Below are 12,530 nucleotides of genomic sequence, written 5' to 3' on the forward strand. Positions count from 1 at the left end.
CGGGGCGGTGCGGGAGTTCATCGTCGAGGCCGACGGCGGGTCGCGGGGCAACCCGGGGCCCGCGGGCTACGGATCCGTGGTGATCGACGCGGTGACGGGGGAGGCCCTGGCGGAGACCGCGGAGTACATCGGCATCGCCACGAACAACGTGGCCGAGTACCGGGGCCTGCTGGCCGGCCTGCGCGCCGCGCACGACCTCGACCCCACCGCCCGGATCCACGTCCGCATGGACTCCAAACTCGTCATCGAGCAGATGTCGGGCCGCTGGAAGATCAAGCACCCCTCCATGAAGCCCCTCGCGGCGGAGGCGGGCCAGGTCTTCCCGCGGGACCGGGTCACCTACGAGTGGATCCCCCGCGAGCAGAACAAGTACGCAGACCGCCTGGCCAACGAGGCCATGGACGCGGGAGCCAAGGGGGGCCAGTGGTCCCCGTCCGAGTCCAGGGCTGCGCTGGACACCCCGCGCGCCGTACCCGAGCCGTCCGGGCCCCCCGGGGACGCGGCAGCGGGCGCGGCGAAGGCGCGGGCGGCACTGGCGCAGGGCCGCGCAGCCGATGCCGCAGCAGCCGACGTAGCCGCGGGCAGCCGTACGGCCGAGGCGGCACCGGCCGGCGAGCAGCACCCCTCAACCCCGGGTTGGAGCGCCGCCCCCGACATGGGCGCCCCCGCCACCTTCGTCCTCCTCCGCCACGGCGAAACCCCCCTCACCCCCCAGAAGCGCTTCTCCGGCAGCGGCGGCACCAACCCCTCCCTCTCGGACGCAGGCCGCGAGCAGGCCCACCGGGCAGCAGAGGCACTCGCCAGGCGAGGCACGATCCAGACGATCCTCGCCTCGCCCCTCGCCCGCACCCGCGAGACCGCCGGCATCGTCGCCGCCCGCCTGGGCCTGGACGTCACGATCGAAGAGGGCCTGCGGGAGACCGACTTCGGCGCCTGGGAGGGCCTCACCTTCGGCGAGGTCCGCGAGCGCCACCCGGACGACCTGAACACCTGGCTCGCCGACCCAGGGGCCCACCCCACCGGAGGCGGCGAGAGCTTCGCGGAGACCGCCACCCGGATGGAGGCCACCCGGGAGAAGCTGGTCGCGGCCTACGCGGGCCGCACGGTCCTGCTGGTCACGCACGTCACCCCGATCAAGATGCTCGTGCGCCTCGCCCTGGGCGCCCCGCCCGAGTCGCTGTTCCGCATGGAACTCTCCGCGGCTTCCCTGTCGGCGGTGGCGTACTACGCGGACGGCAACGCGAGCGTGCGGCTGTTCAACGACACGTCCCACCTGCGTCCCTGAGCCCGGCGGCGGCCCGCGCCAGCTTCTCGATCCGGGTCCAGTCCCCGGCGGCCACCGCGTCCGCCGGGACCATCCAACTCCCGCCCACACAGCCGACGTTGGGCAGGGACAGATACTCCGGCGCGGTCGCGGGCCCGATCCCGCCCGTCGGGCAGAAGCGCGCCTGCGGCAGCGGGCCGGACAGGGACTTCAGATAGGCGGTACCGCCCGCCGCCTGCGCGGGGAAGAACTTCATCTCCCGCACCCCGCGCTCCAGCAGTGCCACCACCTCCGAAGTGGTCGACACCCCCGGCAGGAACGGCACCCCGGACGCCCGCATCGCCGTCAGCAGCGCGTCCGTCCACCCGGGGCTGACCAGGAACCGCGCCCCGGCCGCCACACACGAGCCCACCTGCTCCGGCGCGATCACCGTGCCCGCCCCGACCACCGCGTCCGGCACCTCACCGGCGACCGCGCGCATCGCGTCCAGCGCGGCCGGCGTCCGCAGCGTCACCTCGATCGCGGGCAGCCCGCCGGCCACCAGCGCACGGGCGAGCGGTACGGCGTCGGCGGCGTCCTCGATGACGAGGACGGGCACGACGGGCGCGAGGTCCAGCACTGACGAGGGCATGCCGCTCATCCTGCCGACGCCCTGCAGGGTGCGCAAAGGTCATTGCGCATGTTGCAACGCCGAGCAGGTGCCCTCAGGGAAGGCTCAGTGGATCTCCTCCACCAGCACGTCCAGCGACCACGCCTGCCCCGCCTTCACCGGCGCCTGGGCCTCCACGACGTACCCGAGGTCCCGCAGCGCCTCCACCAGCTCGGCCGGACCCTTCGGCGCAGCCCCGGCCGACAGCAGGCTCCGTACGATCCGCCCCTTCGTCGCCTTGTTGAAGTGGCTGACGACCTTCCGGGTCGGCGCGTGCAGCACCCGTACGGTCGCCGTACGCCCGGCCACCTCACCCTTCGGCTTCCACGCGGCCGCGTACGCGGCGGACCGCAGGTCCAGGACCAGCCCGTCCCCGGCGGCCTCGGGCAGCACCGACGCCATCGGCGTCCGCCAGTGGGCGCCCAGCGCCCCGAGCCCCGGCAGCCTCACACCCATCGAGCACCGGTAGGAGGGGATGCGGTCGTTGACGCGCACCGCGCCCCACAGCCCCGAGAACACGAGCAGAGACCGTGCGGCCCGCTTCTTCGTGGCCGCGTCGAGGGAGGCCAGCTCGAGGGCGTCGTACAGCACACCCGTGTAGATCTCCCCGGCGGGCCGCGCCCCGGCCGTACGCAGTCCGGCGTTCTTCGCCACCTCGCCGCGCAGCCCCTCGCTCAGCCCGAGCACCTCGCGCGCCTTCTCGTTCTGCTCGGGGTCCCCCGCGCACAGCTCGACCAGCTCCCCGAGCACTGCCTCCCGCGCATCGCTCAGCCCCGGCAGGGACAGCGACTCCAGCTTCAGCGGGGCGCCACGGCCCGAGGACGCCTTGCCTTCCGAGGGCGGCAGCAGGACAAGCACGGGTGGTACTCCTTCTCTCCGGTTCTGCGTCAGGGTACGGGGTGCTGCCCCAGCCCCTTCGACCTACGCTCGACACATGCCCCGCCGCAAGATCCGCGTGACCGGCGCCCCCAAGGCCCCCCTCCGGGCCGCCCTCGCCGCGCTCCGCGCCGAACTCGGCGTACCGGACGCCTTCCCGGCCGAGGTTCAGGCGGAGGCGGAGCGGTCGGCGCAGGCGCCCACCCTGCCGTCGTACGACGCCACGGACCTCCCCTTCTTCACCGTCGACCCGCCCGGCTCCACCGACCTCGACCAGGCGACGCACCTCTCCCGGCGGGGCACCGGCTACCGGGTCCGGTACGCCATCGCCGACGTCGCCGCCTTCGTCGTACCCGGTGGACCACTGGACGCGGAGGCGCACCAGCGGGTGAACACCCTCTACTTCCCCGACCAGAAGGTCCCGCTCCACCCCACCGTGCTCAGCGAGGGCGCCGGGAGCCTGCTGCCCGACCGGACCCGGCCCGCCGTGCTGTGGACGCTCGACCTGGACGCGGAGGGCCGTACCGTCGCCGTCGACGTACGCCGGGCCCTGGTGCGCAGCCGGGCGCAGCTCGACTACGCGGGCGTGCAGCGGCAGATCGACAGCGGCACGGCCGAGGAGCCGGTCGCGCTGCTGAAGGAGATCGGGCAGGCCCGGGAGCGCCTGGAGGTGGAGCGCGGCGGCATCTCGCTGGGCGTCCCCGAGCAGGAGATCACCGAACGGGACCACACCTACGAGCTGTCCTTCCGCGCCCCGCTGCCCGCCGACGGCTGGAACGCCCAGCTCTCCCTGCTCACCGGCATGGCCGCGGCCGACCTGATGGTGGCCACCGGCACCGGCATCCTGCGCACCCTCCCGGCCGCTCCCGACGGCGCGGTGGCCCGGCTGCGCCGTACCGCGGTCGCCCTGCACATCGACTGGCCGCACCACTTGTCGTACGCGGCGCTGATCCGCACCCTCGACCCGCACGACCCGCGCCACGCGGCCTTCCTCCAGGAGTGCACGACCCTGCTCCGCGGCGCGGGCTACGCCGTCTTCCGGGACGGGAACCTGCCCGCGATCACCACGCACGCCGCCGTCGCCGCCCCCTACGCCCACTGCACCGCCCCGCTGCGCCGCCTCGCCGACCGCTACGCCGCCGAACTCTGCCTGGCGGCCGCCGCCGGCCACACCTCGCCCGACTGGGTCCTCGCCGCGCTCGACGCGCTGCCCCGGCGGATGGCCGACGGCACCCGCCGCGCGGGCACGGTCGAGCGGGAGTGCGTCGACATCGTCGAGGCCGCCCTCCTCAAGGGCCGGGTCGGAGACGTCTTCGACGGCTGTGTGGTGGACCTCTCCGATCGCGAACCGACCGTCGGCACCGTGCAGTTGGAGTCCCCGGCCGTGAGCGGCCGGATCGAGGGCGAACACCTGCCGCTCGGCGAACGCCTGCGGGTCCGCCTCGCCCGAGCGGATCCGGGCACCGCGAAGATCCTGTTCACACCCGCGTGAGGGCCCGTACGAGACCGTCCGGGTCCTCGGCGTGCAGACGGATCACACTCGCCGTCCGGCGGCGGCCGAGAAGGGTCGTCCGGGTGAGCGGGGCGGTGAGTTCGAGGGTGAGCGTCGTCCGGGACGCGACGGGGAGGTCGAGTTCGCCCGCCGTGCGCTCGTGGGTGGTGCGTGTCTCCCGTCGTACGGCCCCGATCGCCGCCAGCGGTATTCGCAGGTCGACGTGGGCGCCGTACCGCACCCGCAGGGCGTCCGGGGTGACCACGTGCGGGCGGACCACGCAGGCTGCGTGCAGACCGACGACGAACAGCAGGGTGTAGAGGTCCAGCAGGAGCACGATCCGGTGCGCGGTGGGCCAGTTGCGCAGCAGCACGGACATGGTGAGCGACTCGACCACACACACGAAGCCCAGCCCGAACAGGGTCGTGCCCTGCCCGCGCGCGTACCCGAACGCCCGCCCGCCGGCCGTGCCGTGGGTGCGCCGGGTCAGCCAGAGGGCGAGGCTGACGAGGAGCCGCACCTCGTGCCGGGCCAGGCCGTGGACGGTCCTGATGGCCGCACCCCGCTTGCTCACGGCCGTTCCCCGGCTCCTCATGGCCGTTCCCCGGCGAGGATCCGCAGGACCCGGCGGATCACCTCGGCCTGCGCGGGCGCGAAGTCGGCGTACAGGGCGCGCAGGAAGGCGTTGTCCGGGCCGAGGTCGGTCGCGGACATCAGTTCCGCGGGGAGCAGACCGGCCAGCGTCCGCGCGGCCTGCTCCACGCGCGGGTCGTCCGGCGCGGCGTCCGCGAGCGCGTCGAGCAACGCGTACGTCTCCTGCGCCCGCGCCAGGGCGTCCGGGCCGTCCAGAGCTCCGCGCAGGGCGGACAGCAGCCGCTCCCGCTCCTCGGGCGCGGCGCCGGTGTCGATCAGCGCGAGGATCTCGCGGTCCTTGGCGGCCATGGGGGAGTCGCTGCCCGGCAGGCCGGCGAGCAGCCCGGTCAGCTCGGGCGAGAACGGCCCCTCGGCGGGCAGTTCCCCGGCCTCCAGAAGCGCCCGCAGCCGCTGTCGGCGCTCCCGGATCTCCGCCTCCTGCCGGGCCAGGTCCTCGTCCAGCTCGGTGAGCACCTCGACCAGGTCCTTGCCGGCATCGTCGGCGAGCACGTCCCGTACCTCGGTCAGGCCCATCCCCAGCTCCGTCAGCCGCCGGATCCGGGCGAGGACGACGGCGTGCCGGAGGGTGTAGTGCCGGTACCCGTTCGACAACCGCTCGGGTTCGGGCAGCAGGCCCAGGTGGTGGTAGTGCCGCACCGCGCGCGTCGTGACGCCGACGGCGGTGGCGAGTTCTCCGATCCGCATGGCACCAGTACAGACGTTGACGCCGCGGCAGGGTCAAGCGGCGGGCCGGGCGGTGTCGGCGGGTGCGCCGAGCCAGTGCTCCAGGACCTCGGGCAGGGCCTTGCGGTCCTCCCGGCCGTCCGCCGCCCACGCCACGAACCCGTCCGGCCGGACGAAGAGCGCGGCCAGGTCCGGCCGGTCTGGGCAGGCGACGGTCAGGACGTCCAGCCGGTCGCCGTATCCCTCGGCGCGGGCGCGCAGCTCGGGGTCGTCCGCGAGGTCGAGCAGCAGGGCCCGGCCGGTGTGCAGATGCTCGCCGAGCCGGGTGCCGTCGGCGAGCTCCAGGTCGGGGGCGCTGCGGCCGGTCAGCGGGTGGTCGCCGGGCAGGTCGTACCGCTGCCAGACCCCGGAGATCTGTGTGACCACGTAGGTGGTGCCGGTGGTGGTCAGGACCATGTCGGTCACCACCTTGCGCAGGGCCCGGGCGTGCCGGTCGGGGCGCATCAGCGCGATCTGGGCGCGGGTCCAGTCGAGCACCCAGGCGCCGAGCGGGTGCCGCTCCGCGGTGTAGGTGTCCAGCAGCGCTTCGGGCGCCCGGCCGCGCACCATGGCGGCGAGCTTCCAGCCGAGGTTCATCGCGTCCCCGATGCCGAGGTTGAGCCCCTGCCCGCCGAAGGGGGAGTGCACATGCGCCGCGTCGCCCGCGAGCAGCACCCGGCCCCTGCGGTAGTCGGTGACCTGGCGGGCGTTGTCGGTGAACCGGGTCGCCGTGACCACCTTCGTGATGGTTACCTCCGGCACGCCCGACACCCGGCGCAGACTGGCCTGCAGCTCCTCGGCGGTGACGGGCGCCGACCGGTCGGCCGGAGGCCCGTCGAACTCCACACTCAGGACGCGGCCCGGGAAGGGCCCGTGGACGTACGTCCCCACGTCGGTCGTGTTCCAGCCCGCGCCCAGCCGCTCGGTGCCGGCCAGCTCCACCACCGCCTGGTAGCCGGTGATCTCCGGATCCGTACCCGGGAAGTCGAACCCGGCGAGCTTGCGCACGGTGCTACGGCCGCCGTCGCATCCCACGAGCCAGCCGGCCCGGATCTCCTCGGGGCCACTCTCAAGATCACGGATGTGTACGGTCACCCCGTCCCCGTCCCCGTCCCCGTCCCCGTCCCCGTCCCCGTCCCCGTCCCCGTCCCCGTCCCCGTCCCCGTCCCCGTCCCCGTCCCCGTCCCCGTCCGCCGTGAAGCCGGTCAGCTCCACGCCCCGGCGCACCTCGACGCCGAGCTGCGCGGCCCGCCGGGCCAGGATCCGCTCCAACTCGGCCTGCGGCACGCCGAGTCCGGCCTCGGCGGCCGGGCCGACCTCCGCCCACAGCGGGTCGGAGCCGTCGAACAGATCGGGGTCCATCATGATCCCGGCGAAGTGCCCGGCGAACTTCGGGGGCATGCGAGGCCGGTCGCTTTCGCCGCCGTCCTTCCGGACGGCACGCATCCGTTCCAGTGCCGCCTCCCACACCGCCGCCATCTCCGGCAGCAGGCCCCGCCGGTAGAACGCCACCGCGCTCGGGATGTTGACCGCGCCCGCCTTGATCGTCTCGTCGACCTCGGTCAGCCGCTCCACGACCAGCACCCGGGCCCCGCCGAGCCCCAGCTCACAGCCGAGGAAGAGCCCCACGGGCCCGGCGCCCGCCACCACCACGTCGTAATCCGTCGTCGTCATGTTCTCGTTCGCCGTCACAGGCTTTACTGTAGTCACTAAAAATTTCGAGCGGCTATAATTTTGTCCATGAACAAGGGTCGGGATCCAGAGCCTTCGCTGAGGGAACGCAAGAAGCGGGAGACGCGGCAGCGGATCTCGGACATCGCCACGCTGCTCTTCGGGCAGTGCGGCTTCGACGCGGTGACGGTCGCCGAGGTGGCCCACGAGGCGGGCGTCTCCACCATGACCGTCTTCAACTACTTCCCGCGCAAGGAGGACCTGTTCCTCGACCGCATCCCCGAGGCGGTCGAACTGTTCGCCACGGCCGTACGCGAGCGCACCCCCGGCGAACCCCCGCTGGCCGCCCTGCACCGCCTCGCACTCCAACTCCTCGACGAGCGGCACCCGTTGAGTGCCATGGCGGAGAGGTTCGTGCATTTCTGGCGGGTCGTCATCGACTCACCGGCCCTGCGCGCCCGCGCCCGCGAGGGGGTCGAGGAGGTCGAGTCCGCCCTGGCCGCCGCCCTGGCCGAAACGGAAGTGGCCGACCCGCACCTGCTGGCCGCCCTGACGGTCGCCGCGTACCGCACGGTGTATGTCACCTCGGCGCGCCGGCTGATGGCGGGGGATCCGGTGGAGGAGGTCGCGGAGGATCACCGCGCCCGACTGGAGGCCGCGTTCGCCGTGCTGGAGCGGATGACCCCTTAGTCGCCCCCGGGCCCCGGACTGCCACCCCTTGACGGCTAACGGCGTTAGCCATACCGTCATGACTAACGGTGTTAGCCAGCCCGGCCCGACGCCGTACGACCCCGGAGGCAGCCATGTCCGCCACGACCACGAGCGCCACCTCGCCCCTCACCGTCCTGCGCCGCACGGCCTGGCTCGCGGGAGCCCTGTTCTGGTCCGCCTTCGCGGTCCTGGAAGCCGTCAACCACGGCTGGCTCGCCGGCGCCCTCGCGCTCGTCCTCCTCGTTCTGCCGGACCTCACCTTCCTGGTCGCACTGGACGAGGCGCCTCACATGGCGAAGGGCCAACTGGCGCCGCGCGCGGTGCCGTACTACAACGCGATGCACCGAGCCCCGGTCCCGCTGGCGCTGCTGGCGGCGTACGCGTTCGGCCCCTTCACCTGGGCCCCCGCCTTCGCGGCCCTGTGCGGCTGGCTGGCCCACATCTCGTACGATCGCGCCTTCGGATACGGACTGCGGACGAAGGAGGGCTTCCAGCGTGGCTGAGCGTCTGACGCCGAGGGCACGAGAGATCGCGACGGCGGCGCGGGCCCTCCTGGAGGAGTCCGGGGCCGCCGCCCTCACCATGCGCGCCCTGGCCGACCGCCTCGGCATCAAGGCCCCCTCCCTCTACAAGCATTTCCCCGACAAGCACGCCGTAGAGGTCGAGCTGACGGCGCAGATGCTGACGGAATCGGCCGAGACCCTGGAGGCCGCGGAGGCGCACACGCCCGGCTCCCTGGAAGCACTGGCCGGGGCCTACCGCGCCTACGCCCTCGCCCACCCGCACCTGTACTGCCTGGCCATGGAACAGCCCCTCCCGCGCCCCGAACTCCCCGAAGGCCTGGAAGACCGGGCCGCCCTGCCCCTGCTGCGGGCCTGCGCCGGCGACCTGGACCTGGCCCGCGCGGTCTGGGCCTTCGCCCACGGGATGGTGATCCTGGAGATCCACGGCCGGTTTCCGGCCGACGCCGACCTGGACGCGGCATGGAAGCGGGGCCTGAAGGCGTTGCACCCTTAGCAGGGAGTACGGCAGGGGAGTGGGCGATGGCGGAACAGGCGCTGTGGACGAGAGCGCGACTGGGCCGTTGCGGCCCCCCGCTCGACCTCCTGACCGCGAACTTCCACCGGCACACCTACGCCCCGCACGCCCACGACGAGTACACGATCGGCGTCTGCGTGGGCGGCTCCGAGGTGATCGACTACCGCGGCGGCCACATCCGCACCGGCCCCGGCACGATCGTCGTCCTCGAACCGGGCGAGATGCACACCGGCGGCCCCGGCACCCCCACCGACGGCTACGCCTACCGAGCCCTGTACGCGGAGCCGTCCCTGCTGGCGGACGGCACCCTCGGCACCCTCCCGCACTTCCGCGAACCACTCCTGGAGGACCCCGAACTGGCCAAGGCCCTGCGCGTGACCCACACGGAACTCAGCACGTGCCCCGACCCCTTGGAAGTCGAATCCCGCCTCCCCTGGCTCCTGACGGCGCTGTCCCACCGCCACTCCACGGCAAGGCCGATCGCGCACCACATCCCAGGCGCCACCACCCTTGCCCTGACGGTCCGCGACCGCCTGGCAGACGAACTGACGGCCCCACCCTCCCTCTCCCTCCTCGCGGCAGACCTCGGCCTCTCCCGCTACCAGCTCCTCCGTGCCTTCCGTACGACGATGGGGGTACCGCCGTACGCCTGGCTGGCCCAGTACCGGGTGACGCGGGCACGCACCCTGCTGGAGGCAGGACTGCGTCCTGCCGAGGTGGCGGGCCTGGTGGGCTTCGCGGACCAGGCGCACCTCACCCGCTGGTTCCGCCGCGTACTGGGGGTGACCCCGGCGGCGTACCGCAACAGCGTTCAAGACACCTGGGCAGGGGGCAGCCGAAACTCGACCCCATGACTGCACGTGGCTGGTTCCTGTTCTCCCTGATGGGAGTGGTCTGGGGCATTCCCTATCTGATGATCAAGGTGGCGGTGGGCGACCTGTCCCCCGCCATGGTGGTGTTCACGCGCTGTGCGCTCGGCGCGCTCCTCCTGCTCCCGTTCGCGATCCGCCAGGGCGACCTGATCCGTGTCGTCCGCACGCACTGGCGTCCCATGCTGGCCTTCGCGTGCATCGAGATCGTCGGCCCCTGGTTCACCCTCACCGACGCCGAACGCCACCTGTCCAGCTCCACGGCGGGCCTGCTGATCGCAGGCGTACCGATCGTCGGGGTGCTCCTGGCCCGCTTCTTCGGCGACACGGAACGCCTCGGCGTGCGGCGGGTCGCGGGCCTGGCCCTGGGCCTCGCCGGCGTGGCGGTCCTCACCGTTCCCCACCTCACCGGCGGCGACGCGCGCTCGCTCGGCGAGGTCCTGCTGACCGTCCTGGGCTATGCGACGGCCCCGCTGATAGCCGCGCGATGGCTGAAGGACGTTCCCACCCTCCAGCTCACGGCCCCGTGCCTGACCCTGGCCGCCCTGGTCTACGCCCCCGCGGCAGCGGCCACCTGGCCGTCCGCCGTACCGTCGGGTCAGGTCCTGGCCTCCCTCGCCGGCCTGGGCGTCATCTGCACGGCGCTGGCCTTCGTGGCCTTCCTGGAACTGATCAAGGAGGTCGGCCCGACCCGCTCGACGGTCATCACGTACGTCAACCCGGCCGTGGCGGTGGCTGCAGGCGCGCTGTTCCTGGACGAATCCCTGACTACGGGCATCGCGGTCGCCTTCACCCTGATCCTGGCGGGCTCGGTACTGGCCACGGCGACCGCCGGCCCACGCCGCCCCGCACGCCCGGTACCATGGTCGACACGGCAGACGAGCCGGGCGGACGGCCGCGTGGAGTCCCCCTAGGGGGCTTCCCGAGGAACGTCCGGGCTCCACAGGGCAGGGTGGTGGCTAACGGCCACCCGGGGTGACCCGCGGGACAGTGCCACAGAAAGCAAACCGCCGGGGGCTTCGGCCCTCGGTAAGGGTGAAACGGTGGTGTAAGAGACCACCAGTGCCCAGGGTGACCTGGGCAGCTAGGTAAACCCCACCCGGAGCAAGGTCAAGAGGAGCCGCTGTAAAAGGCGGCTCTGCGCGGACGTTCGAGGGCTGCCCGCCCGAGTCCGCGGGTAGACCGCACGAGGCCGACGGCAACGTCGGTCCTAGATGGATGGCCGTCGCTTCGAGGTCCGCGAGGACCCCGGAGAACAGAACCCGGCGTACAGCCCGACTCGTCTGCCTCTTCTTCTTGTTCGTCCTGCGCGAGAGGCGAGGCGGGATGGAAGTCCTGGGGGTCGACGCCTGCGGCAAGCAGGGCTGGACAGGGATCCGGCTCAGGGACGGCGACTTCGCGGGCAGCCTCGTGGACCTCCGTCTCGATGCGCTGATCGAGCGTGCCGCCGGGGCAGAGGCGATCGCGGTGGACATGCCCCTGGGCCTGATCGAGAAGGGCTGGCGCGCGGCTGATCTCGGCGCGAGGTCACTCCTGGGGGCACGGCGCAACAGCGTCTTCCTCGTGGCACCGCGCCCGGCCTGGCAGGAACCGGACTACATGGCGGCCGGTGACCGCTGCCATGAACTCACCGGCCACCGACTGAGCCGACAGGCGTGGGCCCTGGCTCCCAAACTCATCGAGGCCCGGGCGTGCTGGCTCACCGACGAGCGGATCCATGAGGTGCACCCCGAGGTGTCCTTCTACGCTCTGGCCGGAGGGGTGCCGTTGGACCACGCCAAGAAGACGTGGCGTGGCCAGAACGCGCGCCGCCAGTTGCTGGCCGCAGCCGGGATCGTGCTGCCGGATCAGCTCGGCGAGGCGGATCGCGTTCCTGCGGACGACGTACTCGATGCCGCAGCGGCGGCCTGGTCGGCGCACCGGATCGCGCTGGGGGGCGCGGGGCGGATTCCGGAGGTGCCGGAGCTGGATGGGGAGGGGCACGTCGTCGAGATCCGGTACTGACCAAGTCGAGGGAAATACGGTGCTGGGACTGCTGGGCTTCTACGACGAACTCGACGACCTCCCCGGTCGGCCGACCGGATCCATCCGCGACGCCGTCCGGCCCTTCGGCGAACCGGACGAGGCGGACCTTGTGGCCTACCTGGACGCCGGCCACATCCTCATCGACGTCATGGAAGCGGGCCATGACGTCATCACCGGCAGTGCGCACCGCCACTCCCTCGGATGCTCGTCGTTGGTGACCGACGGCACCTGGCTCTGGCGCCAGGACTTCCCCCACTACGTCGAGACGCACCACGTCTCGCTTCCCGAGGCGTTCGTCGAGCATGTGCGAGAGCTGAACTACCGGATGCCGGCGCTCATCACCGCACGGTTCGCCCCCCACTACAACGAGACCATGCCCCTCGTCGGCTGGGCCTCGGCCGCCCCGTGGCGAGCAAGTGCAGCCGTGCTCGAACCCGAACCACGAACAGTCACAAGCAAGGCCCAGTTCGACACCGCGAGGCTTGCCCGGGAACGAAACCGGCCGCACGGCAACTGGACCAAGCCCCGCAAGCCGAGGAAAGCATGAGCCGACACCAGCCCAGTTACGATCCACGACTG

13 protein-coding genes, 1 other RNA gene and 1 pseudogene are annotated in these 12,530 nt (G+C 72.6%); 10 read left to right on the plus strand and 5 right to left on the minus strand.

Going from position 1 to position 12,530, the window contains the following annotated elements; all coding sequences use genetic code 11:
- Positions 1-7: 7 nt before the first annotated feature.
- Positions 8-1,285, plus strand: coding sequence for a bifunctional RNase H/acid phosphatase (locus ACIRVH_RS18715; protein ID WP_403954292.1), 1,278 nt, complete (start codon positions 8-10; stop codon positions 1,283-1,285).
- On the opposite strand, the gene ACIRVH_RS18720 is transcribed toward ACIRVH_RS18715, so the two are convergent.
- Complete coding sequence (locus ACIRVH_RS18720; protein ID WP_403954294.1) at positions 1,257-1,904, minus strand: bifunctional 4-hydroxy-2-oxoglutarate aldolase/2-dehydro-3-deoxy-phosphogluconate aldolase; 648 nt, start codon at positions 1,902-1,904, stop codon at positions 1,257-1,259. The two genes, ACIRVH_RS18715 and ACIRVH_RS18720, sit on opposite strands and share 29 nt — an antisense overlap.
- Positions 1,905-1,979: 75 nt before the next feature.
- Entirely contained in the window at positions 1,980-2,771 is a 792-nt protein-coding gene (gene yaaA, locus ACIRVH_RS18725) for a peroxide stress protein YaaA (RefSeq protein WP_403954297.1), read from the minus strand.
- Positions 2,772-2,847: 76 nt separating this feature from the next.
- Between yaaA and ACIRVH_RS18730 the strand changes: the two genes are divergently transcribed.
- On the plus strand, positions 2,848-4,281 hold the full coding sequence (locus tag ACIRVH_RS18730; RefSeq protein WP_403954299.1) for an RNB domain-containing ribonuclease: 1,434 nt from the start codon (positions 2,848-2,850) through the stop codon (positions 4,279-4,281).
- Here ACIRVH_RS18730 and ACIRVH_RS18735 read toward each other — a convergent pair.
- From ACIRVH_RS18735 to ACIRVH_RS18745, 3 genes are read right to left on the minus strand one after another with little or no spacing between them, the layout of a single operon-like run.
- Positions 4,268-4,876 (minus strand): hypothetical protein, encoded by a 609-nt coding sequence (locus ACIRVH_RS18735; RefSeq protein WP_403954301.1) that lies wholly within the window; start codon positions 4,874-4,876, stop codon positions 4,268-4,270. The genes ACIRVH_RS18730 and ACIRVH_RS18735 overlap by 14 nt on opposite strands.
- Positions 4,873-5,619, minus strand: a complete 747-nt coding sequence (locus ACIRVH_RS18740) for a MerR family transcriptional regulator (protein ID WP_403954304.1) — start codon at positions 5,617-5,619, stop codon at positions 4,873-4,875. Before ACIRVH_RS18740 ends, ACIRVH_RS18735 begins: the two co-directional genes overlap by 4 nt.
- Before the next feature lie 33 nt (positions 5,620-5,652).
- Positions 5,653-7,311: an FAD-dependent monooxygenase gene (locus ACIRVH_RS18745; RefSeq protein ID WP_403954922.1), complete on the minus strand. Its 1,659-nt coding sequence runs from the start codon at positions 7,309-7,311 to the stop codon at positions 5,653-5,655.
- A 66-nt stretch (positions 7,312-7,377) separates the two neighbouring features.
- Between ACIRVH_RS18745 and ACIRVH_RS18750 the strand changes: the two genes are divergently transcribed.
- The 8 genes and pseudogenes from ACIRVH_RS18750 to ACIRVH_RS18785 all read left to right on the plus strand — a co-directional run bounded on the left by ACIRVH_RS18750 (position 7,378) and on the right by ACIRVH_RS18785 (position 12,498).
- A complete protein-coding gene (locus tag ACIRVH_RS18750; RefSeq protein WP_403954306.1) occupies positions 7,378-7,998 on the plus strand; it encodes a TetR/AcrR family transcriptional regulator in 621 nt (206 codons plus the stop codon).
- A 113-nt stretch (positions 7,999-8,111) separates the two neighbouring features.
- Positions 8,112-8,522 (plus strand): DUF4260 family protein, encoded by a 411-nt coding sequence (locus ACIRVH_RS18755; protein ID WP_403954309.1) that lies wholly within the window; start codon positions 8,112-8,114, stop codon positions 8,520-8,522.
- Positions 8,523-8,526: 4 nt separating this feature from the next.
- Complete coding sequence (locus ACIRVH_RS18760) at positions 8,527-9,036, plus strand: TetR/AcrR family transcriptional regulator (protein ID WP_403954924.1); 510 nt, start codon at positions 8,527-8,529, stop codon at positions 9,034-9,036.
- A 26-nt stretch (positions 9,037-9,062) separates the two neighbouring features.
- Positions 9,063-9,911: an AraC family transcriptional regulator gene (locus ACIRVH_RS18765; RefSeq protein ID WP_403954312.1), complete on the plus strand. Its 849-nt coding sequence runs from the start codon at positions 9,063-9,065 to the stop codon at positions 9,909-9,911.
- Between the two features lie 59 nt (positions 9,912-9,970).
- Positions 9,971-10,687: pseudogene (locus ACIRVH_RS18770) on the plus strand (DMT family transporter); the annotation flags it as partial.
- A 118-nt stretch (positions 10,688-10,805) separates the two neighbouring features.
- Positions 10,806-11,212, plus strand: an RNA gene (gene rnpB, locus ACIRVH_RS18775) — RNase P RNA component class A.
- Positions 11,213-11,252: 40 nt separating this feature from the next.
- Positions 11,253-11,930, plus strand: coding sequence for a DUF429 domain-containing protein (locus ACIRVH_RS18780; protein WP_403954314.1), 678 nt, complete (start codon positions 11,253-11,255; stop codon positions 11,928-11,930).
- Positions 11,931-11,949: 19 nt separating this feature from the next.
- On the plus strand, positions 11,950-12,498 hold the full coding sequence (locus ACIRVH_RS18785) for a hypothetical protein (protein ID WP_403954317.1): 549 nt from the start codon (positions 11,950-11,952) through the stop codon (positions 12,496-12,498).
- The last annotated feature ends 32 nt before the right edge of the window (positions 12,499-12,530 follow it).

The sequence above is a fragment of the Streptomyces sp. NPDC101165 genome, from assembly GCF_044768135.1.
Taxonomy (GTDB): Bacteria; Actinomycetota; Actinomycetes; order Streptomycetales; family Streptomycetaceae; genus Streptomyces.